This is a genomic window from Falsiroseomonas algicola (genome assembly GCF_011040385.1).
Lineage (GTDB): Bacteria > Pseudomonadota > Alphaproteobacteria > Acetobacterales > Acetobacteraceae > Falsiroseomonas > Falsiroseomonas algicola.
In genome coordinates, this window is record NZ_JAAIKB010000003.1 from 283,699 (window position 1) to 306,362 (window position 22,664).

Annotated in this window: 23 protein-coding genes; 9 read left to right on the forward strand and 14 right to left on the reverse strand. The window is 71.9% G+C overall.

The features are described 5' to 3' along the window. Positions 1-3: 3 nt before the first annotated feature. Entirely contained in the window at positions 4-195 is a 192-nt protein-coding gene (locus G3576_RS09955; protein WP_164694234.1) for a hypothetical protein, read from the reverse strand. Between the two features lie 261 nt (positions 196-456). Between G3576_RS09955 and G3576_RS09960 the strand changes: the two genes are divergently transcribed. Continuing rightward, the gene (locus G3576_RS09960; RefSeq protein ID WP_164694235.1) at positions 457-861 is read left to right on the forward strand and encodes a helix-turn-helix domain-containing protein; all 405 of its coding nucleotides are present in this window, start codon (positions 457-459) and stop codon (positions 859-861) included. On the opposite strand, the gene G3576_RS09965 is transcribed toward G3576_RS09960, so the two are convergent. Both G3576_RS09965 and G3576_RS09970 read right to left on the reverse strand, forming a co-directional pair. Continuing rightward, on the reverse strand, positions 858-1,934 hold the full coding sequence (locus G3576_RS09965; protein ID WP_164694236.1) for an ROK family protein: 1,077 nt from the start codon (positions 1,932-1,934) through the stop codon (positions 858-860). The two genes, G3576_RS09960 and G3576_RS09965, sit on opposite strands and share 4 nt — an antisense overlap. A 51-nt stretch (positions 1,935-1,985) precedes the next feature. Further along, positions 1,986-2,474 (reverse strand): CinA family protein, encoded by a 489-nt coding sequence (locus G3576_RS09970; protein WP_164694237.1) that lies wholly within the window; start codon positions 2,472-2,474, stop codon positions 1,986-1,988. A gap of 225 nt (positions 2,475-2,699) precedes the next feature. On the opposite strand from G3576_RS09970, the gene G3576_RS09975 reads away from it, so the two are divergent. Genes G3576_RS09975 through G3576_RS32255 form a run of 5 tightly spaced genes read left to right on the forward strand, consistent with a single transcriptional unit; the run spans position 2,700 to position 7,495 of the window. Then, the gene (locus G3576_RS09975) at positions 2,700-4,808 is read left to right on the forward strand and encodes a TonB-dependent receptor (RefSeq protein ID WP_164694238.1); all 2,109 of its coding nucleotides are present in this window, start codon (positions 2,700-2,702) and stop codon (positions 4,806-4,808) included. After that, on the forward strand, positions 4,808-5,494 hold the full coding sequence (locus G3576_RS09980; RefSeq protein WP_164694239.1) for a Fe2+-dependent dioxygenase: 687 nt from the start codon (positions 4,808-4,810) through the stop codon (positions 5,492-5,494). The genes G3576_RS09975 and G3576_RS09980 overlap by 1 nt, the downstream gene beginning before the upstream one ends. Next, complete coding sequence (locus G3576_RS09985) at positions 5,494-6,156, forward strand: MotA/TolQ/ExbB proton channel family protein (RefSeq protein ID WP_235951713.1); 663 nt, start codon at positions 5,494-5,496, stop codon at positions 6,154-6,156. Before G3576_RS09980 ends, G3576_RS09985 begins: the two co-directional genes overlap by 1 nt. A 6-nt stretch (positions 6,157-6,162) precedes the next feature. Then, positions 6,163-6,594 carry an ExbD/TolR family protein gene (locus tag G3576_RS09990; RefSeq protein WP_164694240.1) on the forward strand — a complete coding sequence of 144 codons (432 nt, stop codon included), beginning with the start codon at positions 6,163-6,165 and terminating at the stop codon, positions 6,592-6,594. Continuing rightward, positions 6,581-7,495, forward strand: coding sequence for an energy transducer TonB (locus tag G3576_RS32255; protein ID WP_164694241.1), 915 nt, complete (start codon positions 6,581-6,583; stop codon positions 7,493-7,495). The genes G3576_RS09990 and G3576_RS32255 overlap by 14 nt, the downstream gene beginning before the upstream one ends. On the opposite strand, the gene G3576_RS10000 is transcribed toward G3576_RS32255, so the two are convergent. Both G3576_RS10000 and G3576_RS10005 read right to left on the reverse strand, forming a co-directional pair. Continuing rightward, positions 7,492-8,793, reverse strand: a complete 1,302-nt coding sequence (locus G3576_RS10000) for an NtaA/DmoA family FMN-dependent monooxygenase (protein ID WP_164694242.1) — start codon at positions 8,791-8,793, stop codon at positions 7,492-7,494. The genes G3576_RS32255 and G3576_RS10000 overlap by 4 nt on opposite strands. A 2-nt stretch (positions 8,794-8,795) precedes the next feature. Next, a complete protein-coding gene (locus tag G3576_RS10005; protein WP_164694243.1) occupies positions 8,796-10,178 on the reverse strand; it encodes an amidohydrolase family protein in 1,383 nt (460 codons plus the stop codon). Between the two features lie 93 nt (positions 10,179-10,271). On the opposite strand from G3576_RS10005, the gene G3576_RS10010 reads away from it, so the two are divergent. Next, positions 10,272-11,825, forward strand: coding sequence for an ABC transporter substrate-binding protein (locus G3576_RS10010; RefSeq protein ID WP_164694244.1), 1,554 nt, complete (start codon positions 10,272-10,274; stop codon positions 11,823-11,825). 1 nt (position 11,826) lies between these two features. Here G3576_RS10010 and G3576_RS10015 read toward each other — a convergent pair whose 3' ends face one another. From G3576_RS10015 to G3576_RS10045, 8 genes are all read right to left on the reverse strand, one after another. Next, positions 11,827-12,525: an SDR family NAD(P)-dependent oxidoreductase gene (locus G3576_RS10015; protein WP_164694245.1), complete on the reverse strand. Its 699-nt coding sequence runs from the start codon at positions 12,523-12,525 to the stop codon at positions 11,827-11,829. Then, on the reverse strand, positions 12,518-12,703 hold the full coding sequence (locus G3576_RS10020; RefSeq protein WP_164694246.1) for a hypothetical protein: 186 nt from the start codon (positions 12,701-12,703) through the stop codon (positions 12,518-12,520). The genes G3576_RS10015 and G3576_RS10020 overlap by 8 nt, the downstream gene beginning before the upstream one ends. Further along, the gene (locus G3576_RS31245; RefSeq protein ID WP_207622746.1) at positions 12,700-14,451 is read right to left on the reverse strand and encodes a Rieske (2Fe-2S) protein; all 1,752 of its coding nucleotides are present in this window, start codon (positions 14,449-14,451) and stop codon (positions 12,700-12,702) included. The genes G3576_RS10020 and G3576_RS31245 overlap by 4 nt, the downstream gene beginning before the upstream one ends. Then, complete coding sequence (locus G3576_RS32260; RefSeq protein WP_268888515.1) at positions 14,448-14,582, reverse strand: hypothetical protein; 135 nt, start codon at positions 14,580-14,582, stop codon at positions 14,448-14,450. The genes G3576_RS31245 and G3576_RS32260 overlap by 4 nt, the downstream gene beginning before the upstream one ends. Further along, positions 14,582-14,791 carry a hypothetical protein gene (locus G3576_RS10030; protein WP_207622747.1) on the reverse strand — a complete coding sequence of 70 codons (210 nt, stop codon included), beginning with the start codon at positions 14,789-14,791 and terminating at the stop codon, positions 14,582-14,584. The genes G3576_RS32260 and G3576_RS10030 overlap by 1 nt, the downstream gene beginning before the upstream one ends. A gap of 64 nt (positions 14,792-14,855) precedes the next feature. Further along, positions 14,856-16,490 carry an alpha-D-glucose phosphate-specific phosphoglucomutase gene (locus G3576_RS10035; RefSeq protein ID WP_164694247.1) on the reverse strand — a complete coding sequence of 545 codons (1,635 nt, stop codon included), beginning with the start codon at positions 16,488-16,490 and terminating at the stop codon, positions 14,856-14,858. Positions 16,491-16,580: 90 nt separating this feature from the next. Further along, positions 16,581-17,492, reverse strand: coding sequence for an SAM-dependent methyltransferase (locus tag G3576_RS10040; RefSeq protein WP_164694248.1), 912 nt, complete (start codon positions 17,490-17,492; stop codon positions 16,581-16,583). Between the two features lie 50 nt (positions 17,493-17,542). Then, positions 17,543-18,511 carry a Bug family tripartite tricarboxylate transporter substrate binding protein gene (locus tag G3576_RS10045; protein WP_164694249.1) on the reverse strand — a complete coding sequence of 323 codons (969 nt, stop codon included), beginning with the start codon at positions 18,509-18,511 and terminating at the stop codon, positions 17,543-17,545. Between the two features lie 298 nt (positions 18,512-18,809). On the opposite strand from G3576_RS10045, the gene G3576_RS10050 reads away from it, so the two are divergent. After that, a complete protein-coding gene (locus G3576_RS10050) occupies positions 18,810-19,121 on the forward strand; it encodes a DUF4387 domain-containing protein (protein ID WP_164694250.1) in 312 nt (103 codons plus the stop codon). 17 nt (positions 19,122-19,138) lie between these two features. Further along, on the forward strand, positions 19,139-20,515 hold the full coding sequence (locus G3576_RS10055) for an acyclic terpene utilization AtuA family protein (protein WP_164694251.1): 1,377 nt from the start codon (positions 19,139-19,141) through the stop codon (positions 20,513-20,515). A gap of 6 nt (positions 20,516-20,521) precedes the next feature. Here G3576_RS10055 and G3576_RS10060 read toward each other — a convergent pair whose 3' ends face one another. Beyond that, complete coding sequence (locus G3576_RS10060; RefSeq protein ID WP_164694252.1) at positions 20,522-22,654, reverse strand: putative bifunctional diguanylate cyclase/phosphodiesterase; 2,133 nt, start codon at positions 22,652-22,654, stop codon at positions 20,522-20,524. Between the last annotated feature and the right edge of the window lie 10 nt (positions 22,655-22,664).

Here is a 22,664-nt window from a genome sequence, read left to right on the forward strand (position 1 = left end):
TCGTCAGTGCGGCCGGCGGCTTGCCCGGGCCAGCACCAGCCGCGCCACGCGGGCCGCTTCCTCGGCGCTGGCGAAGTGGGTGCCGTGCAGATCGTCCAGCACCGGATCGATCGCGACGAAATGCCAGGAGAGGGAGGCGTTGACGGCAACGCCGACGAAACGGCCATCGATGTCGATGGGACGGGATTCGATCATGGGAATCACTCCGGGGACGTGACCAGGGACGGTGTCGGGGCGGCGCTCAGCCGCGGCGACAGCGCCGCATTCGCCGCGGGCCGGGGCAGGCCATGGCGAGGGTGATGGTCAGGGCGGGGTGCACGATGCGCGATCCTCGTTCAGCCAGCGTGACATAGCGGTTATACCACGCATCGTCAAGGTAAAAACGATCATGAATAGTTTAATGCAGGCGCATAGGCCGGAAATGGCTGTGGCGCCGCGCATCCGCTATGCCGTGCCATGGATCCGAACCCCGAGATCATCGCCCGCCTCGATGGCCGCCTGGACCGCCTCGGCCTTACGGCGGAGCAGGCGGAAGCCGCCGCCGGCCTGAAGCCCGGGACGATTTCCGCCCTGCTCCGCGGCGAGGGCGCGTTGCCGCGCGGCCAGGCGCTCCGTCGCCTCGCCGCCGCGCTGGACGTGGATGAGGTGTTCCTGCTGGGGCTGGAGCCCGGCGACCTCATCCCCGCCCATATGCTGGAGGAACCGCAGGGCGAGCTCGGCCTGCTGGCGCCGGATGAGGAGGCGCTGCTGCGCCACTACCGCCGGCTCGACGTGCCGGCGCGTGCCGCCTTCGGCCTGGTCCTGGCCCGCGCCGCGGGGCCTGAGCCAGAGCCACCGGCCATGAAGCGAACCCGCCGCTAACCCGGGTTGCTGAACCGGGCATTGCCGAGCCCGGTGCCGATGGTCAGCACCCCCCAGCGCTCCACGTCCCGCATCGCCGACGTCTGGCTCAGCCCCTGCACCACGGCGTCGTTGTGCATGATGATGGCGGGCGGCACGCCGTTGATCCTGGGCAGCGCCGCGAGCAGCGCCTCCGGCAGGTGGAAATCCTCATCCTCCCAGTTGCCGCCGGGCAGGTTCTGCCCGCCGCGCGCGATGCGGCCATCGGGGGTGATGACGCCGGGGCAGCCGATGCCGATGAAGGGGGCGAGCCGCCGCCCCATCACGCCGGCCTGCTCCGCCATGTGGTCGAGCATCGTCGCCAGCCTGGCCACGGCCTCGTCACGGTCGGGCGCTTCCTCGGCGTGTTTCCACCGTTCGGACTCCAGCACCTCCGTCCCCGACAGGTCCGCGGCCTCGCCCAGCGCGACCAGCCCTGCGCGCATATTGGTGCCGCCGATATCGACAGCGAGACAGGCATCGAAGCCTTCCAGCAGCGCGGGCGGCGCCAGGTGCGGCGCGCCGCAGAGCGCGGCATCGTCGGGGTGGTGCAGCACGGGCGCCACGCGCACCTGCTCTCCCCCCGCACGCAGCAGCACGCCCACGCGGCCGATCGCCATCAGCCCCACCTTCGCCTCCAGGAAGCCGCCGCCGACCGCGATGCGCTGCGTGTCGCGCCATTCCGGCAGCCGCAGGAAGCGCCGCACCACCGCGGCCATGTCCTGCGCGAAATCCTCGATGGCGGAATGCACCAGCCCCGCGGCTTCCGGATCCTCCGCGGCGCTGTCGAGCATCTCATCCAGCTCCGCGCGGTCGATTGCCTTGGTGGGGCGGTCCTCGCCCAGCGCCTCCTCGATCGGGTCCTCGCCGCCCGATCCCCGCGTCACGCGGGTGCGCCAATCGTCCAGCATCTCCATGAAGGCGCGGTTGCTGGCACGGTCGCCGAGGAAGCCGTGGCCCTCGGGATCCTGCAATTCGGCGTTGTAGGCATCGAGGCGCAGCCGGGGGAGGTCCGTCGCGCCATGGCGGGCGGCGGGCTTGGGCGTGGATGGCATGGGACCTCGGCGTTGGATGAAGCCGAGTTAACGTGGCCCCCGCCGCGCGGTTCAGCCCGCCTCGGTCAGCGCCTGTTCCAGCAGCGCCAGCGCCGCCGCGGCGAAGCGGCGCATATTCGCCTCCCGGTCGTCGCTGCCCGTCTCCAGCGTCGTCACAAGCTTGACCTTGCCATCCACCGCCAGGCACGCATGCCCGGCCGCGTCGCCATAGCGGTTGCCGGAAGGCCCGGCCGCGCCGGTCTCCGCGATTCCCCAATCCGCGTCGAGCTTCCGCCTGATCGTCGCGGCACAAAGCGCCGCATAGGGCTCGGACGCCGAGCGCATGCCCTGCATGTCGGCAGGCGTGATGCCGAGCAACCCGCCGCGCGCCTGCGCCGTGTAGACCACCGCGCCGCCGCGGAAATACGCGCTGGCGCCGGGCAGGGCGAGCAGGCTGGCGGCGATCAGCCCGCCGGCGGCGGATTCGGACACCGCGACGGTTTCGCCCCGCGCCTTCAGCCTGGCGCCGATGCGGGCGGCGATCGGCAGCAGATCCTGCATGTCGGCGACTTTCGCGATGGGGCAGGCAGAATCTTACGGCTTTTCAATCCGCGCAAGGGCTCGCGTCACGTGCTGTGACATTGCGAGGCATTCTCAAACAGTCTAATCGCGTCAGGGCCGGCCCCATCCCGGCACCGTTCATGCCAAGCCAGCCAGCACCGGGCTCCTCCTCCCCCGGGCGCAAGCCAGCCAGGCCCCCATTCGAGCCCCTGGAGCGCCCCACCCGTGAAGCCCGCCCCCCATCTGAATCCCGGCCTCCTGAAGCCGACGCTCGGCCTGGCGGGCATCGGCCTGGTCACCGCGCTCGGCGCGCCGGCCTCCACCGCCCAGGAAGCCCCCGCCGCCGCGCTGCCGGAAATCGGCATCACCGGCCAGGCGCCCTCCACCTACCGCACGGAAACCGCGCCGCTCAGCCGCAGCCCCGTCACGGCCGGGGAGATGCCGCAGAGCGTCACCGTCGTGCCCCGCGCGGTGATGGAGGAGCGCGCCGCGACGACGGTGCGGGAGGCGCTGCGCAACGTCACCGGCATCAGCCTCTCGGCCGGCGAGGGCGGCTTCAGCGGTGACAACCTGACGCTCCGCGGCTTCTCCGCCCGCAGCGACTTCTTCATCGACGGCATCCGCGACACCGGCCAGTACACGCGCGACACCTTCTTCCTCGAATCCGTCGATGTGCTGAAGGGCCCGTCTTCCGTCATGTTCGGCCGCGGCTCGACCGGCGGCGCGGTGGACCAGCGGTCCCGCCTGCCGCTGGCGACCACCCAGGGCGAGGTCTGGCTCTCCGGCTATTCGCCCTCCGGCGTCCGCGCGACGAGCGACGTGAACATCCGCGCCGGCGACGTCGCCACGCGCATCGCGGCGATGGGGTCGCGCATCGATGCGTCGCAGCGCGACAACGTCTTCAACGAACGCTGGGGCGTCTTCCCCTCCGTCACCTGGGGCATCGGCGGGCCGACCTCGCTGACGCTGTCCTGGCTGCACCAGGAGGAGCGGAACATGCCGGACTACGGCGTGCCCTACCGCAACGGAAGGCCGCTCCGCGTCTCCACCAACACCTTCTACGGCCTGAACCAGACCGATGAGGAGAACACGCAGACCGATGTCTTCACCGCGCGGCTGGAGCATCGCGTGAACGAAGGCGTGCTGCTGCGCAACACCACGCGCTGGGCCAATTATTCCCGCGACGTCTCCGCCACCGCGCCGCGCCTGAACGCGACGGGCACCGCCATCACCCGGCAGCCCCAGGTGCGCAACGGCTTCGACACGATGATCGTGAACCAGTCGGAGGCGTCGCTGAACGTCAACCTGCTGGGCTTCCGCCACGACATCCTGGCGGGCGTGGAGTTCGGCCGCGAATCCTCCGAAGTCACGCGCTTCAACCAGACGGGGCGGCCGGTGGCCAATCTGCTCTCGCCCGATTTCTACGCCAGCGGCAACATCGTCACGAGCCTGGCGTCGGACATCAAGACATCCGCCGACACCATGGCCTTCTACTTCGTGGACCGCATCCACCTCAGCGAGATGTGGGAAGTGATGCTGGGCGGCCGCTGGGAGAGCTTCGAGGCCTCGCAGACCAACCGCGGCACCGGCCAGGTCTTCGGCCGCACGGACCGGGAAGCCACCTGGCGCGGCGCGCTGATCTTCAAGCCGTGGGAAGGCGTGCGCACCTATGTCTCCGCCGGCACATCCTTCAACCCGTCCGCCGAATCGCTGACGCTGGCCGCGAACAACGCGAATCTGGCGCCGGAGACGGCGACCACCTACGAATTCGGCGCTTCCTGGAACATCGTGGATGGCGTCCGCCTGCAGGGCGCGCTGTTCCGGACGGAAAAGCTGAACGCCCGCACCAGCGACCCCGCCAATTCCACGCTCCAGGTGCTGGATGGCGAGGTGCGCGTGGATGGCGTGGAGGTCTCGGTCCAGGGCCGCATCCGGCCGGGCTGGAACGTCATGGCCGGCTACACCTACATGCAGTCGGAGATCGTGCGGTCCGGCAACGCGGCGGAGCGCGGCAAGGAATTCTCCAACGTCCCGCCGCATTCCGCCTCGCTCTGGACCACCTATGACCTGCCCGGTGACATCCAGGTCGGCGGCGGACTGTCCTTCGTGGACCGGCGCTATGCCAACACCACCAACACGACGCTCGCGCCGTCCTACACGCGGCTCGATGCCGCGCTGGCCTGGACGCCGTCCCAATCCAACCTCCAGGGTCTCCGCGTGCAGCTGAACGCCATCAACCTGGGCGATGCCCGCACCTATGACACGGTCTATACCGGCCATGTCGTGCCCGGTGTCGGCCGCACCTTCATCGCCAGCGCGGCGGTGCGTTTCTGATGCTGGTCGAGATCGCCAACGTCCTGACGGCGGAGGAGGCGGCGCGCGCGCATGCCGCCCTCACCGCCGCGCCCTGGATCGATGGCCGCGCCACGGCCGGCCATCAATCCGCGGAAGTGAAGCACAACCTTCAGATCGAGGAAGGCACCAGGCTCCACCAGGAACTCGGCGATCTCGTCCTTGGCGGGCTCGGAAGGTCGGCGCTGTTCATCTCCGCCGTGCTGCCCTTCCGCGTCTTCCCGCCGCTGTTCAACCGCTACGACCCGGGGATGACCTTCGGCGCGCATGTGGACAACGCCATCCGGCAGATCCGCGGCACGCCCCACCGCATCCGCACCGACGTCTCCTGCACCCTCTTCCTGACGCCGCCGGAGGACTACGATGGCGGCGAGCTGATCGTGCAGGACACCTATGGGGAGCAGCGCGTCAAGCTGCCCGCCGGCCACGCCGTGGTCTATCCCGCGACCAGCCTGCATCGCGTGGAGCCCGTGACGCGCGGCAGCCGCATCTCCTCCTTCTTCTGGATCCAGTCAATGATCCGGGACGACATGCAGCGAAGGCTGCTCTTCGACCTCGACATGGCGATCAACGGCGTCACGCCGGAACTGCCCGAGGGGCATGAGGGTCCGGTCGCGCTGACGGGAATCTACCACAACCTGCTGCGGCAATGGGCGGAGGTGGCGTGATGCAGGAAGCCATGCATGGGCCGGACCTCTCGCCGGTCGGCCTCATCCTCCAGGCCGGCCCTGTCGTGCAGGGCGTCATGGCCATCCTGGCGCTCGCCTCCATCGCCTGCTGGGCGGTGGCGATCGAGAAGGCGATCCTGCTGGCGCGGCTGAAGAAGGAAGTGCAGCGCCTGCAGGATACCGAGGCGCAGCACAGCGGGGAGAACCTGGCCGCCCGCCTGCACCGCGCCGCCGCGCGCGAATGGTCGGAAGGGCGCGAGGCCGGCGAGAGCCGCGGCGAATACCGCGAACGGATCGAGCGCGCGATGCGCGACGTGCTGTCCTCCGCGCTGCGCGGCATGCAGGGCGGCGTGCCGCTGCTGGCGACCACCGGTGCGGTCGGCCCCTTCGTCGGCCTCTTCGGCACGGTCTGGGGCATCATGGGCAGCTTCCAGGGCATCGCGAAGATGCAGGACACCAGCCTCTCCGTCGTCGCCCCAGGCATCGCGGAAGCGCTGCTCGCCACCGCCATCGGCCTGGTCGCCGCCATCCCCGCCGTCATCGCCTATAACCGCATCACGCTGCGCTTCGGCCGGTTGCGGCAGGAAGCGCTGGCCGGCATCGCCGTGGTCGGCGCGCGCCTGTCCGCCCGCCCGCCCCGCGCCAGCCGCGCCGCGGAGTAGCGCGCCATGGCCTTCCGCATGGGCGGCGAGGACGAGTCCGAGGACAGCCCCATCGCCGAGATCAACGTCACGCCCTTCGTGGACGTGATGCTCGTGCTGCTCATCATCTTCATGGTGGCGGCGCCGATGATGCAGGCCGGCGTGCCGGTGGACCTGCCGCGCAGCGCGGCCCCGCGCGCTTCCTCTCCGCAACCGCCCGTGCTGCTGACCGTGACGCGCGACGGCCTGATCCATCTGGACCAGGACCGCATCGAGGAAGCCGCGCTGGCCGATCGCCTGGTGGCGCTGCGCCAGGCGAATGAGAATGTCACCGTCCATGTCCGCGGCGACCGCAACGTGGCCTATGGCGAGGTGCTGCGCATCATGGGCCGCGTCGCGGCCGCCGGCATCTCCCGCGTCGCGCTGATCTCAGAGCCGGATGCCGGTGGGCGCCGCTGAGCCCGCGCCACGCCTGCGCGCGCTGCCGCCGCCTGCGGTTCCGCTGCCGGCCGTGGTGGTGACGCCGCCGCGCTGGCCGAGGCTGGTCGGCGCCGGCGCGGCGCTGTCGCTGCATGGCGGCATGGCCGCCTGGCTGCTGCTGGCCCCCGTCGCGCAGGCGCTGCCGGAGCCGGTCGTGATCCCGCTGCAGGCCGTACTGGCCGATCCCGTCCTGGAGGAGAGCGAGGCACCCGCGGAGACGGTCGCGGAGGCGCAGCCCGCCCAGGCCGCGCCACCCCCCGAACCCGCACCGCCGGAGCCGGAGCCCCCGCCGCCGGAACCCGTGCCCGAGCCGCCACCGCCGGAACCGCCACCGCCAGAGCCCGTGCCGGAGCCCCCGCCGCCGGAGCCGGTGCCCGAGCCGCCGCCGCCTGAACCCGTGCCGGAACCACCACCGCCGGAGCCCCCGCCGCCGCCACCCCCGCCACGCCCGGCACCGCCGCCGCCGCGCCCGACCCCGCCGCGCGCCGCCGCGCCGCGCGTGCCGGCCTCCGCCGCCATGCCGTCCCCGGCGCCGGCGGCGAATCCCGCGCCTGCGCCCAGCCCAGGGCCGCCCGCGCCCGTGGCGGCATCAGGACCGCCGCCAAGCTACCTCCAGGCCCTGGCGGGCGCGCTGGAGCGGCAGAAGCGCTATCCCGATGGCGCCCGCGCCCGGCGCGCCAGCGGCGTGGCGATGCTGCGCTTCACCGTGCTGCGGGATGGCCGCGTCGCGCGCTGGCAGATCGCGCGCGGATCGGGCGATGCGGAACTCGACGGCGCCGTGGAACAGATGATCCAGCGCGCCACGCTGCCCGCCTTCCCCGCGGGCATGGAGGGCGACCTGCTGGAGGTGACGGTCCCCGTCCGCTTCCAGATCCGCTAACCCGGATCGAGCAGATTGCCCCGCAGCGTCGCCGCCGCGTAGCGCGTGCGGAACAACCCGCGGCGCTGCAATTCCGGCACCAGCATCATCGCCACCTCCTCGAAGGTGGTGGGGAAGACGGTCGGGGGCAGGATGAAGCCATCCGCCGCGCCCGACTTGAACCAGTCCTCCATCATGTCCGCCACCTGCGCCGGCGTGCCCACGACCAGGTCGCGCGGCAGGCGCACGGCGTCGCGGAAGCTGATGCCCTTCGCCTTCGCCACCTGCATCACCCGGTCGCGATGGCCCTGCACGCCCTGGTTCCCGGATTGCGCGACCAGTGCGCCCTCATCGTCGATCATGCTGAGATCGGCGGCCACGGCCCAGGACGCCGCGGCGATGACAAGCTCCGGATCGACCTGGGACCGGATGAAGTCGGCCTTCTCCTTCGCGATCGCCTCTGTCTCCCCGAGCACGACGGTGAAGGAGGGGAGCACGGCGCATTCATCGGGGTTGCGACCGATCGCCTCCATCCGCGCGCGGATGTCGCTGCGATAGGCCAGCGCGGCCGCCTTCGTCGCCGGGGAGCAGAAGATCATCTCCGCCCAGCGCGCCGCGAAGGCCCGCCCGCGATCCGACGACCCCGCCTGCATGATGACCGGCCGTCCCTGCGGCGAGCGCGGGATGGAGAGCGGCCCGCGGCTGGCGACGTATCGTCCCTTGTAGTTGGCATAACGGATCTTCGTCGTGTCCGCGAAGACGCCGCCTGCCTTGTCCAGCACCAGCGCATCCGGGTCCCAGCCCTCCCACAGCGCGGTGCAGGCCTCCAGGATCTCATCCGCGCGGTCGTAGCGCTGGTCCTTCGGCGGCAGCCCTTCCTCGCCGCAATTCTGCGCCTCGAATTCCCGCGCCGTGGTCACGACGTTCCAGGCCACGCGCCCCTTGCTGAGGATGTCGAGCGAGCCGAGGCTCCGCGCCAGATTGTAGGGGTTGTGGAAGGTGGTGGAGAGCGTGGCGCCGAGGCCGAGCCGCGTCGTGACGCGCGCCATCAGCGGCAGCAGCGTCATGGGATCCAGCAGCGACAACTGCCCGCCGCGGCCGACGTAATCGTCGAAATTACCCTTGTAGAGATCGGGCACGCCGAGCCCGTCCGCGAAGAAGCAGGCATCGAAGAGGCCCGCTTCCAGCACCTGCGCGATGCGTTCCCAGCGCGTCGGCTCGAACAGATCGTCCAGCGTCGCCATCGGGTGGCGCCAGGTGCTGGGATAGCTCGCGCTCGGCCCGGTCTTCATATAGGCGACGAGGTGCATCTTCCGCATGGTCAGATGTCCAGCCAGCGCAGCGCGCGCGGCGGCGGCAGGTCCGGGTTCGCGGCCAGCATCCGCGCCCAGACGGCCTGCGTGACGGCCTGCGCCTCCTCGATCAGCGCCTGTTCGTCCGTGACCAGCACCTTGCCGTCGCGCAGCACGAATTCGCCATCCACCATCACGCTCTCCACCGTGCCGGGATGGCCGTAATGCACGATGTTGCCGATGAGGTTCGTCACCGGCCGCAGCGCGGGGCTGTTCAGGTTGAGGAAGGTGAGGTCCGCCTTCTTCCCTGCCTCGATGCTGCCGAGGTCATGGCTGCGCCCGATGCTGCGCGCGCCATTGACGTTCACCGCATCGAAGATCGCCTCGGGCTGTGGATCGACGCCCTGGATGCCCTCCGCGCCGCGATGCACGATCAGGCCGATCTTCATGGCGTGGAACATGTCCTCCGTCATGTTGTCGGTCCCGAAGCAGATGTTGACGCCGGCGGCGCGGATCTTCTTGGCCAGCACGGGATGCGGCCCGCGGCGGGACCCGTTGGCGGGGCAATGCACCATCTGCATGCCGCGTTCGCCGAGCAGCGCGACATCGCTTTCCGTGCAATAGGTCCAATGCGCCGCGACGACATCGGGCTCCGCCCATCCATGCCGCGCGAGATACTCTGCCGGCGTGCAGCCATAGCGGTCCCGCACCGCGCGGATTTCCTCTACCGACTGCGCCAGGTGGATGGTGCGCGGCATGCCGTGCTGGCGCGCCAGCTCCGTCAGCTTCTCCAGGTATTCCGGCGTGCAATTGTCCGTCGCATGCGCCGCGATCTGGATCTGCAGGCGGCCATCATGCGTGTTGTGGAACCGCTCGATGCCGGCCTTGGTGCGTTCGAGAAAGACCTCCCCGAAGGCCGGGTCGGGCGACCAGTCGCCATGGCGGATCTTCAGCGTGTTCACGTCCGCGCAGTTCTCGCTGAGCACGAGCCGCACGCGCAGCCCCGCCATGGCGTCCGCGTAGTCCGGCACATGGCGGAAGGGATCGACGAAGGTGGTGCAGCCGGACCTTATGCCCTCCACGATGCCGAGCATGCCCATCACCGCGCGTTCATGCGGCGTCATTGTGTAGGAGACCGGCGACATGTAGCCATAGACGGCGTTGCCCGCCCAATCCTCCACCGTCGCGCGCAGCACGGTCAGGATGGTGTGGGTATGCGCGTTGATGAAGCCCGGCAGCACGGCCTTGCCGCGTGCGCTCATCCGCGGAAGGTCGCGATGCGCTTCCTGCATCGCGGCGGTCGGACCGACGGCAGCGATGCGGTCGCCGCGGATGGCGATGGCGCTGCGGTCAAGGATTGTGCGCGCTGCATCCTGCGTGACGATGACTGCATCGGTGATGAGCAGGTCCATCCGGCGGGTCGCTCCCTCGCGGTGATGACCGCGATTGCGGGGCCGCATCGCGATCCATAGGATCGGCGCGAAGCATGTTCATGGGGTGTCCCGATGCGCAAGACCCTGCTCGCCGCGCTGCTCGCCGTATCGCCTGCGGCGATGGCGCAGACGCTGTCCATCGGCGTCGGCGGTGCCTTCACCTCCATGGACCCGCACTACCACACCCTCACGCCGAACAACGCGCTGACCAAGCACGTCTTCGACCGCCTCGTCGCCACCGACGAGGATTTCCGCCTGAAGCCCGGCCTCGCCACCTCCTGGGAAGCGATCGGCGACACGGTCTGGGAGTTCAAGCTGCGGCAGGGCGTCACCTGGCATGACGGATCGCCCTTCACGGCCGATGACGTCGTCTTCTCCTTCGCCCGCGTGCCGGAGGTCCGCAACAGCCCCGGCAGCTTCACCATCTACACGCGCGCGGTCCAACGGATCGAGGTGATGGACCCCCACACCATCCGCCTGCACACCGCCGCGCCCAACCCGCTGATCCCGAACCTCATGAGCGGCATCACCATCATCAACCGTAGCCTCGGCCTGCAGGTGGAGACCGCGGAGTTCAACAGCGGCCGCGCCGCCATCGGCACCGGCCCTTTCCGCCTCGTCAGCTATTCCCCGGGCAGCGAGGCGGTGATGCAGCGCAACCCCGCCTGGTGGGGCGGCACGCAACCCTGGGCGCGGGTGAACTACCGCGTCATCGCCAATGATGCGTCGCGCATCGCGGCACTGCGCGCCGGCGATGTCGATGTCATCGACGCGGTCTCGACGCGGGATGTGGAGGGGCTGCGCGCCAACCCGGCCATCTCCATCGCCAGCCGCCCGGCGCTGCGCAACATCTACCTCTATCTCGACCACCGGCGGGACGACACGCCCGGTGTCACCGGCGTGAATGGTGAACGCCTGCCACGCAGCCCGCTGCGCGACCAGCGCGTGCGCGAAGCCCTCTCGCTCGCCATCAACCGCGACGCCATCGTGCGCCAGGTGATGGGCGGCTTCGCCACGCCCTCCGGCCAGTTCCTCGCCGCGGGCATGATGGGCCACGATCCGGAGACGAAGCCCGATCCCTTCGACCCCGCCCGCGCGCAGCGCCTGCTGGCGGAAGCGGGCTTCGCCGGCGGCTTCCGTGTCGTGCTCGCGGGGCCCAATGACCGCTATGTCAATGACGACCGCATCATCCAGGCGGTGGCGCAGATGTGGTCGCGCATCGGCGTGCGGACCGAGCTGAACGCGCTGCCCTCCAACGTCTATTTCAGCCGCTCGGCGCGGGAGGAATTCTCCATCGGCCTCAGCGGCTGGGGCACCGGCACGGGCGAGCCCGACAGCCCGATGGTCGCGCTGATCGCCACACCCGATCGCGCCCGCGGCCGCGGCACCTCCAACCGCTCAATGTACTCGAACGCGGCCTTCGACGCCGTGCTGGACCGCGCGCTCACCACGCTCGACCCGGCAGCGCGAGAGGTCGCCTACCGGGAGGCGACGCGCATCGCCATGCGCGACTACGCCATCATCCCGCTGCACCACCAGGTGAACATCTGGGCGGCACGGCGCGGCCTCCGCGTCGTCGCGCGCAACGACGAGGAGACCTACGCGATGTCGGTGACGCCGGAATAAATCAGCCCTTCGCCGTCACCGGCAGCAGCACGCCGGTGATGCCGGATGCGGCCGGGCTCAGCAGGAACGCCGCCGCCTCCGCCAGCTGCGCCGGCTGCACCCAGCCCGAGGTATCGGCGCCCGGCATGGCCGCGCGGTTCTGCGGCGTGTCGATGGTGCCGGGCAGGATGGCGTTCACGCGGAGCCCCGCAGGCTTCAGCTCCTCCGCATAGGCCTCCACCAGCCGCAGCACGCCCGACTTGCTGGCGGAATAGGCGGCGAGCTGCGCCGGCGCCTTCAGCGCCGCCATGGCGCCGATCGCGACAAGGCTGCCGCTACCCTGCGCCCGCATGGCCGCGATGGCGGCGCGGAACAGATTGACCGTCGTCATCAGGTTCAGGCGGAACATGTGCTCGAACAGCGCGGGCCCGCCATCCGCGATCGGCGCCATGTCGAAGCCGCCGACCGTGTGCACCACGCCATCCAGCCGCCCGAAGCGCGCGATCACCGAGGCCACCGCCTGCTCGCAGGATGCGGCATCGCCGAGATCGACGCCTGCCAGCGGCAGGTGCCCATCGCCCGGCAGCCCCGCCACCATCGCCTCCAGCGGCGCCGCCACGCGGTCCAGCGCCACCACGGTGGAACCGCGCGCCGCCAGCGCCGCGGCGACGGCGCGGCCGAGATTGCCGGCGGCGCCGGTGACGAGCGTGATGTCAGCCATGGGATGAAGTATCCTCCTGCGATGTGTCGGCCAGGCGGCCCAGGAAACCGGTCAGCAGGATGACGGCCAGCGCCTGCAGCAGCAATTCCGCCCCGCCGGGTTCCAGCCATGCGATAGCGCGGCCAACGGCTTCCCAGCCCAGCGCCGCGGCGGCCAGCATCAGCCCGGTGCGGATCATGGCCGCATCGCCCGGAAGATGGCGACGCTGCCGATGCGCTCCACCTCGCCCTCCAGCGTCACGCGCAGCCCGACCAGGTCGCGCATCGCGGGCAGGGCAGGGCGCCCCTGGACATCGCCCAGCACCATCACCGTGTGCCCCGCCACCGGCCGCGTCGGCACGAAGACCGCCGGCAAGTCGCCATCCAGGCAGAGCGTCGCGCAGGCGCGGTGGCCGATGCCCGTGCCGGGCCGCATGCCGCCCGCCGCGCATTTCCCGTCGCAGATCTCGCCCTGGATGCGCCAGCGGCCGAGCGGCTCCGCGCGCGGCAGCGTGGCGCTGCCCTCGATCGGCACGGGCGGCTCCGCCAGCACCAGCATCTCGATGCTGCCGCGCCGCAGGATGTAGCCCTCCGCGCGCACCAGGCGGCCATGCAGCGCGCGGGCCTCGGGATGGGCGCCCAGCTTCCCATCCCGCGCCAGCAGCAGCGTGCGGTCCTGCAACTGCAGCAGCGGGTAGGGCGCGGCGATCACCAGGCCCTCGTAGCGGCCCGTCGCGGGCAGTTCCGGCAAGGTGCTGGCCGCGAAGCGGTCGCCGCCCGCCGGATCTCCCGCCAGCGCGCCCAGCCCGAAGCCCAGCAGCGGAAAGCCCAACAGCATCAGTACCGCCACCGGCACCACCACCGGCCGCAGTCCCGCCGGCAGCCCGCGCGCCCAGCCGATGAAGAAGTCTCCTCCCGTCGCGTGCGCCACGCCCGGCACCGCCAGCGGCTCCACCCGCGTGCCCGGCGCATTGGGCCGCGGGTCCAGCAGCAGCCACGGCCCATCCAGGCGGAGGTTGTAGGTAGCGAGCCTCTCCGTATAGGGCGGCGGCGCGCAGCCATCCTCCGGCCGATACTGGAAGCCGTGCCAGGGACAGGTGATGCAGCCATCCACGATCCGCCCTTCGCCCAGCGGCCCGTTCTGGTGCGCGCAGAGGTTCGTCACGGCGGAAAGCCGCCCCTCATGCCGGAAGATCGCGACGGGCTCGCCGGCAGGCGGCCGGACGATGATGGCGCGCCCCTCCGGCACCGCCTCTGCCCGCCCCGCGCGCACCCATTCCACGCCGGGCGCCGCCGCGGGCAGCGGCTTCAGCGCCGCCAGCAGGTGCAGCCCTGCCACGGCGATGGCGGCCGCCACCACCACGGCCGCCAGCGCCGGGCTGCCCTCATCCCGCAGCGCGCCCAGCGCCACATGCCCGATCGCCAGCGCATAGGCGGGGTAGATCGCCATGTGCAGCGCCTTCCAGGCCGCGGGCGTCAGGAAGGAGAGCCAGAAATCATGGCTCGTCGCCGCCAGCACCGCCAGCACCAGCAGCGCCAGCACGCCGAGCGGCACGAAGGGCAGGGCGCCACCCTCGGAGGACAGCAGCGCCACCCAGGCATCGGTCGGGCTGAAGGCGAAGTGCCACCCCATCACCGCCATGGCGTGCGACGCCGCGACCAGGAAGGTCACGACGCCCAGATGCCGCCGGTTGTAGAGCAGCGGCAGGAAGCGCGGGTCGATCCGCGCCAGTGGCCCGATGGCCAGCGCGAGGGACAGCAGCAGCAGCGCGCAACTGCCATAGGCCTTGATGGCCAGGCTCGCCGCATCCATCGCCGCCGCCTCGCCGCCCAGCATCGGCGCCAGGATCAGGAACCCCGCGAGGTAGCCGAGCGTGCCGACCAGCAGCGCCGCGTCATAGGCGCGCTTGGCCGGCGTCCAGCCGACCGGCACGTAGCGCGCGCTCATGGCGAGGCGATGCGCGCGGGCGCCACCACCGGCGCCGGCCGCAGCGCGAAGCCCAGCTCCAGCAGCAGCGGCAGCAGCACGGCCAGCGCGATCCAGGCGGCGCGATGCGCGCGGCGATGGGGCAGGCGCATCAGCGCGCGAGCCTCGCCCAGCGCCACGCCACCACGGGCCAGAGCAGCACCAGCCCCGGCAGGATCAGCGGCCGGAAGGCGTGCGCGCCGCGCGCGGCCGGATCGACGCGGTCGATGCCCCGCAGCAGGAAGGCGAGTCCCACGATCAGCCCGACCGCCGCGTAGAGTTGCGCCAGCCCCACCACCCACACCGCCATGCCCACGCTCATCACCCGCGACCCCCGCACCGAAACGGCCTTCGCGGCGGCGGGGTCACCGGTTACGCGGGAATCGTCACGTGATGATGCTGGGCTCCGGCCGGCCGGTATGGACCTCGATCGCCGCGATCTCCCGCGCCGCGGCGATGACCGGCGCCAGCACATCCTGCACCGGCAGGTCATGGCGCGCCGGATCGGGCTCGAAGCGCTCCAGGTAGACCCGCAGGGTGGCGCCCACGGTGCCCGTGCCGGACAGGCGGAACACCGCACGCGCATCCTCCCGGAACAGCACGCGCACGCCCTGCGCCGGCGTCACGCTGCCATCGACCGGGTCGTGATAGGCGAAGTCATCGGCCTCCGCGATCGTCAGCCCGGCGAAGGTCTGGCCGGGCAGCGACGCCAGCCTGCCGCGCAGCGCCGCCATCAGCGCCTTGGCCGCGTCGCTGTCCACTTCCTCGTAATCATGCCGGCTGTAGTAGTCCCGGCCATACTCCGCCCAATGGTCGCGCAGGATGGCATCGGCGCGCTTGCCGGTCGCGGCGATGATGTTCAGCCAGACCAGCACGGCCCAGAGGCCATCCTTCTCCCGCACATGGTTGGACCCCGTGCCCGCGCTTTCCTCCCCGCACAGCGTGATGCGGCCGGAATCCAGCAGGTTGGCGAAGAACTTCCACCCCGTCGGCGTCTCGTAGCAGGGAATGCCGAGGCGCTTCGCCACCCGGTCCACTGCCCGGCTGGTCGGCATGGACCGCGCGACGCCGGCGAGCCCGCCCGCATAGCCCGGCGCGCGATGCGCATGCGCCGCCAGGATCGCCAGGCTGTCCGAGGGCGTCACGAAGACGCCCGGCGCCACGATCATGTTGCGGTCGCCATCGCCATCGCTGGCGGCGCCGAAATCGGGCGGGTTCGCGCCCGTCATCTCCGCCATCAGCTCGGCCGCATGGACCGGGTTCGGGTCCGGATGATGGCCGCCGAAATCGGGCAGGGGGGTCGCGTTCACCACGGTGCCGGCGGGCGCGCCCAGCCGTCCCTCGATGATCGCCTTGGCATAGGGGCCGGTAACCGCGCTCATCGCATCGAAGCGCATGCGGAAGCCGCGCGCGAACATGCCGGCGATGGCGGGGAAATCGACCAGCGTCTCCATCAGCGCTGCGTGGCCTTCGACGGGATCGATGACGGCCACCACCGTCTCCAGCAGCCGCGTCTCCCCGATCGCGTCGATGTCCGGCGCCGGTTCCCTTGCGATGCGGTATGCCGTCAGGCTGGAGGCGCGGCGATGGATCGCCTCCGTCACCTCCTCCGGCGCCGGGCCGCCATTGGCGGTGTTGAATTTGATGCCGAAATCGCCGTCCGGCCCGCCGGGATTGTGGCTGGCGGAGAGCACGATGCCGCCGATCGCCCCGCTGGCGCGGATCAGCGCCGAGGCCGCGGGGGTGGAGAGCAGCCCGCCCCGGCCTACCAGCACGCGCCCCGCCCCGGCGGCGGCCGCCATGCGGATCGCCGTCTCCGCCACCTGGCGGTTCAGGAAGCGGCCGTCGCCGCCGATCACCAGCGTGGCGCCGCGCAGCCTGTCGCCCACGACATCGAGGATCGACTGCACGAAATTCTCGACGTAGTTCGGCTGCTGGAAGACCGGGACCTTCTTGCGCAGGCCGGAGGTGCCCGGTCGCTGGTCGGCGAAGGGCGTGGTCGGCACCTGGCGGATGGGCATGCGGGACGGTTCTCCGATCGTGCTTGCGGGCATGGTGGCATGCCCCCGGCCCGAACAGAACCGGGCGGGTCACGTTCCGCCGATGCCGGTTCAAATCCCCGCCGAGGCCACCCCCGGCACCACCTCATGCGCGATGCCCGCCGCCTGGAGGGGCGCTGCGCCCCGGGCCGGATCACCGCCTGTCAGCAGCACCACGCGCCGGCCCGCCTGCGCCAGGTGGCGCAGCAGGGCCGTGATGTCCGATGGCGGCGCCGCATCGCCGATGGCGATGCGCTCCGCATCCCGCCGCGCCATCTCCAGCACCGCCGGGGAGACGCCCGCATCATGCAGGATGACATCGGCCTCCCCCATCAGCCGCAGCGCGCGCAGCGTCAGCAGATCCGCTGCGCCCGGGCCGGCGCCGACGAGGTGGACGATGCCCGGCGGCGTGGCCTCCGCGGCCTCCAGCGCCTGCGCGAAGGCGGCCTCCGCCTCCGCCACCCGTCCCGCCAGCGCCAGCTCCGCCGGCGCGCCCGCCAGCGCGGCATCGAGGAATCGGCGCCGTGCCGCCAGCTCCGGCAGCCGCGCGCGGATCGCCGCCTGGAAGCGCTCCGCCAGCGCCGCCAGCGTGCCGATGCCGGGTGGCAGCAGCGCCTCGATCCGCTGCCGGATCATGCGGGCCAGGACGGGCGCCGCGCCGCCCGTGCTGACCGCGACGGTGACGGGCGCGCGGTCGATGATGGCCGGCGTGATAAAGGAACAGAGCGCCGGCTTGTCCACGACATTCACCGGAATGCCGCGCGCCTGCGCCGCTGCCGACAGCGCGCGCAACTCCTCTTCCGCCGCATCCGCGCCCACCGCCAGCACGATTCCGTCCAGCAAGTCGGCGGCGAAGACATCCGCCTGCCGGATCACCGCCCCCGCGCGCCGCAGGGGCTCCGCCTTGCGCGCCGCGACCTCCCCGCTGCCGAGCAGCAGGACCGTGCGGCCGCGAAGGTCGAGGAAGGCGGGGAAGTGGCGCATGCCGTCCTTGTGGCATGCGCGGGCGCGGCGGCGAAGCGATCCGCCGCGGGTCAGAACTCGATGCGCAGCCCCGCGCGCCGCACGAAATCCACCCAGAAGCCCGTGCTTTCGCGCATCAGGGTCGCGAATTCCGGCCCGCGTAAGGGCATGGGCTCCACCATCAGCGCATCCAGCCGCGCCCGCGTCTCCGCCTGCGCCAGCGTCGCCATCACGGCGTCCCCCAGGGTCGCGACGATGGGGGCGGGGGTGGCGGCCGGCACCACCATGCCGAACCAGGCATCGACGACCAGGTCCGCCACGCCCGCCTCCGCCGTGGTCGGCACCTCGGGCAGCGCCGCCAGGCGGGTGGGCGCCGTCACCGCCAGGGCGCGCAGCCTGCCGCCGGACAGGAAGGGCGCCATGGCCGCCAGCGTGTCGCAGCTGAACATCTCCCGCCCCGCCGCCAGGTCGGTCAGCGCGGGCGCGCTACCGCGGTAGGAGACACCCTCCGCCCGCACGCCCGCCCGCATCAGGAACAGCTCGGAGGTCAGGTGCCCGATGGTGCCGACGCCGCCCATGGCGAAATTGCCGCCGCCCGCCCGCAGCCGCGCGACCAGCTCCCCCAGGCTGCGCGGCGCATCGGCCCCGGTATGCGTGGCGATCAGGTAGTAGGACCGCGCGCAGCCCGCGACGGCGGCGAAATCGCGATCCACGCGGTAGCCCGCATGCGGGTTCTGCGCCGCATTGATGCCGAGGGAGGAGCTGGTCCCCATCACGATCGTCGTGCCATCCGGCGCCGCCCGCGCACCCTGCTCCGTGCCCGTCGTGCCGCCGCCGCCCGGCCGGTTCTCCACCACGATGGTGCGGTCCAGCACGTCCTTCATGCCGTTGGCGACGATGCGCGCGATGGTGTCGCTGCCGCTGCCCGGCGCGAAGGGCACCAGCAGCCGGATGGATTGCCGCGGCAGCGCGGGCTGCGCCAGCGCGGGCGTCGCCAGCGCGATGGGCGCGCCCAGCATGAGGCGTCGCGTGAGCGTCATGGCCGTATCCTCCGCGGCGCCTTGACGGCGCCTGGCGGAAACACTCCGGACGCCGAAGCGTGACGTCAAGCGCGGGTTGACCCGTCGCAGCGCGGGGCGGAGCATCCGCCCGGAAGAATGCGGGGGAACGCGGCAGGATGACACCGATGGCTTCGAGGAGTGACCCGCGGCCGGCGAAGCCGGCCGAGGCCGCGAATGCGGCCCGCCGCGAGTGCGGCGAGCCTAGCGGCCGGAGGCCGCGCCCGGCGCGTGAGGGAATGGACATCATGCCAACGAGTCGCCGCAGGCGGCCGTTGGCATGAGCGGGCGGAGACTGATCGACATCGCGCGGGTGATCCGCAGCAAGAATGCGGGCCCGCTGCACTGCACGCTCGACATCCTCTTCGCCGATGATGCGACGTTCCGGGAGGCGCTGGCCTCCCCGGCGATGACGCGGGAGTCGATGGCCCGTCTCTACGGCGTCTCCGCCACCACGGTGGAGGTCATCCCCTACGCCGCGGCGCATGCCATCAAGGTGGTGCTGGACCGCCCGGTGGTGGCGGGGTCGCCGGGCGATTCCGATGTCTATGGCGCGCAGCAGCACGCGCCCTTGCTGGGGGTGGTGCTGTGAGTGTCGTCGGGCGGTTGATGGACAAGGGGCCACGGCCCGGCCAGGCGCTGCGCGTGCTGGCGGCCTCCGGCCAGCTCGGCAACGGCATCCCCGAAGCCGCGCTGAAGGCGGGCCTCGCGCGGGAGCCGCATGTGCTTGGCTGCGACATGGGCTCCATCGATGTCGGCCCCGCCTATCTCGGCGGCGGCAGGCTGGCGACGAGCCCCGCGATCACGAAGCGCGACCTGCGCCTGGTGATCCAGGGCGCGCGCCAGGCGGGCGTGCCGCTGCTGATCGGCAGCGCGGGCACCGCCGGCGCGGCGCCGCATGTCGAGCAGACGCTGGCGATGATCCGCGCCATCGCGCAGGAGGATGGGCTCAGGCTCCGCATCGCCATCATCGGCGCCGACATGGACCGCGCCTGGCTGCGCGCCATGGCGGAGGCCGGGCGCGTCCAGCCCATCGGCGCCATCGGCGCGCTGACGCCAGCGACCATCGACGGCGCCGCCCATATCGTCGGCCAGATGGGGACGGAGGCCTTCCTCCGCGCCCTCGCGCTGGAGCCCGACATCGTGCTGGCCGGCCGCGCCTGCGATACCGCCGTCTTCGCCGCCGTGCCGCTGATGCTGGGCTACGCGCCCGGCCCCGCCACCCACATGGCGAAGATCATCGAATGCACCTCGCTCTGCTGCGTGCCCGGCGGGCGGGACGCCATGCTCGGCACGCTGACCGGCGAGAGCTTCGAGCTGGAGAGCATGAACCCGGCGCGGGCCGCGACCCCCGTCTCCGTCGCGGCCCACAGCCTCTACGAACAGGCGGACCCGCTGCGGGTGCATGAGCCCGAGGGGATGATGGACACGACGAATGCTGTCTATGAGGCGATCGATGATCGTCGCGTCCGCGTCTCCGGCGCCACCTGGACGCCAGCCGCCCGGCACAGCATCAAGGTGGAGGGTGCCAGCTTCGTCGGCGAACGCGCCGTGCTGCTCGCCAGTACCACCGATCCCCGCGTGATCGAGAAGCGCGACAGCATCGCCGCCGGCGTCCGGAAGATCGTGGCCGACATCCTGCCGGGTGCGGGCGACTACGACCTCCGCTTCCGCGCCTATGGCGCCGGGGAGACCAACCTCTTCCCCGGCGCGCGGGAGGGTCTGCCCGTGCCGGCGGAGCTGTTCTTTCTGCTGGAATGCATTGCCGCGGATGCCGATACCGCCAAGGCGATCATCGGCGTCGCCAAGCAGAACCTGCTGCATTTCGGCTTCCCCGGCCGGCTCTCCACCGGGGGCAACATCGCCTTCCCCTTCACGCCGCCCGAACTGCCGGCCGGCACGGCCTATCGCTACTCCATCTACCACGTCGCCGAATGCGACGACCTCGCGGGCGCCTTCCCGGTGCGGATGGAGACGATCGGCTGAGGCGCCCTATCCGAAGCGCGCCAGCAGCCCGGGGATGGCGGAGGCGGGCTGCGCGGGGCTGAACAGGAAGCCCTGCGCCTCCCCGCAGCCTTCCGCCGCCAGGCGGTCGAACTCGCCCTGGGTGTTCACGCCTTCCGCCGTCGTCGCCAGGCCGAGATCGGCGGCGAGCCGCATGATGGCGCGGATGATCGCCGCCCCCTCCCGATGCGCATCGATGCCGACCACCAGGTTGCGGTCGATCTTGACGCGCCCGACGGGGAAGCTGCGCAGCTGCGCCAGCGAACAGAAGCCCGAACCGAAATCATCCAGCGCCAGCGCCACGCCCTGCGCGCGCAGCGTCGCCAGCGCATGCGCCGCGGCACTCTCGTCGCCGAGGAAGGTCACCTCGCTCAGCTCCAGCTCCAGCCGCGTCGGATCCAGGCGGCTGGCCACCAGCGCATCCGCCACCAGCCGCGGCAGCGTCTCCTCCCGCAGCTGGGTGGGGGAGATGTTGACCGTCACGCGGAGGTCGCCCGGCCAGCTGGCCGCATCCCGGCAGGCCTGGCGCAGCACCTGGTCGCCGAGCTGGGTGATCAGGCCCGTCTCCTCCGCCAGGGGCACGAATTCGCCCGGGGAGACGAAGCCGCGGCTCGGGTGCTTCCAGCGCGCCAGCGCCTCGAACCCCGCCACGCGGCGGGTCGCGGTGGCGATGATGGGCTGGTAGTGCACCTCGATCTGCCGCTCCGCCAGCGCCTGCCGCAGATCCGCCTCGGCCTGTCGGATGGATTGCGAGCCGCGCAGCGCCGCCGGCGCGAAGATGGCCAGCCGGTCGCCGCCGCCCTGCCGCGCCGTCGCCAGGGCGAGCTCCGCATCCCGCATCAGCGCATCCGCATCGGTGCCACCCTCCGACACCGCGACGCCGACGCGGGTCGCCAGGATCACCGTCGCCTCCGGCGTCGCCACCGGCACCGCCAGGTCGCGCAGCAGCGCGGCCGACAGGTCGTGCACCGTCATGGAGGGGCAGCCCGCCGCGAGGATGGCGAAGTCATCCGCCCCGATCCGGGCCGCGACGGCCCCGGGCGGCAGGCGGCGCGTGATGCGCGTGCCCGCGACGCGGATCGCCTCCTCCGCCGCCGCGCGGCCGAGCGGCGTGCGGTGGCCCTCCAGGCTCACCAGCAGGATGGCGGTGCCGCCGTCCCGGTCCTGCATCTGCTCCAGCCGCCGGCGCAGCCCGGCGCCGTTCAGCAGCCCGGTCAGCTCGTCATGCTCCGCCAGGAAGCGGGCCCGCGCCTCCACCCGTCGCCGCGCCGTCACATCCTCGAAGGACACGGCCACGCTGTGGTCCAGCCGCACGGCGCGGCTGCGGAAGCTGCGCGCGCCCTGGCCATCGCCGGCGCCGCGTTCGCGGATGCTGACCGTCCCGCTGTCCAGCACCGCGGTGAATTCCGCCAGCACGCCGCCCGGCCCGCTGAAATGCAGCGGCAGCACCAGGCTGAGGCGCGAGCCCTGGTCCCGCCCGCGCCGCGGCCGCAGGCCCAGCAGCCGCATCGCCGCGCCATTCGCGTAGTCGATGCGGAAATCCACCACCGTGCCGGCGGGGTCGCGGATCGGCTCCAGCACCACGAAGCCCTCCGGCGAGATCTCCTGCGCCGTCTGGAACCGCGCCTCGGACCGCGCCAGGCGGTTCTCCACCGCCTTCAGCCCGCTGATGTCCACCAGCACGTTCACCGCGCCGACGAGTCGCCCCTCCGGATCCCGCAGCGGCGAGGGAAAGGGCGCGAAGGGGATCCGCACGCCATCCGGCCGTTCGGCATAAGCCCAGGCGCCCCGCACCGCGCGGCCTTCCTTCAGGCAGGTCGCCATCGGGCACTGGTCATGCGGCAGCACCGACCCGTCCGGCGCCAGGATGCGCCAGGACCCGCACCAGCGCTGGTGCCCGGTCGGCGGCCGCCAGCCCCAGAGCGTGGCCGCGGCCTCGTTGTAGTAGGTCAGCGTTCCCGTGACGTCCGTGGTGTAGAGCGCGACCCCCAGCGCATCGAGCACGCTGCGCGCCCCCGCCTGCTCCCCGCCGCCCCGGCCGAGACTCTCGATGAAGGCGGCCAGATCGGCACCGGCATCCTCGCAGGCCTCGATCGCGGGCACCCCGGCCAGTCCATCCATGATCGCCTTG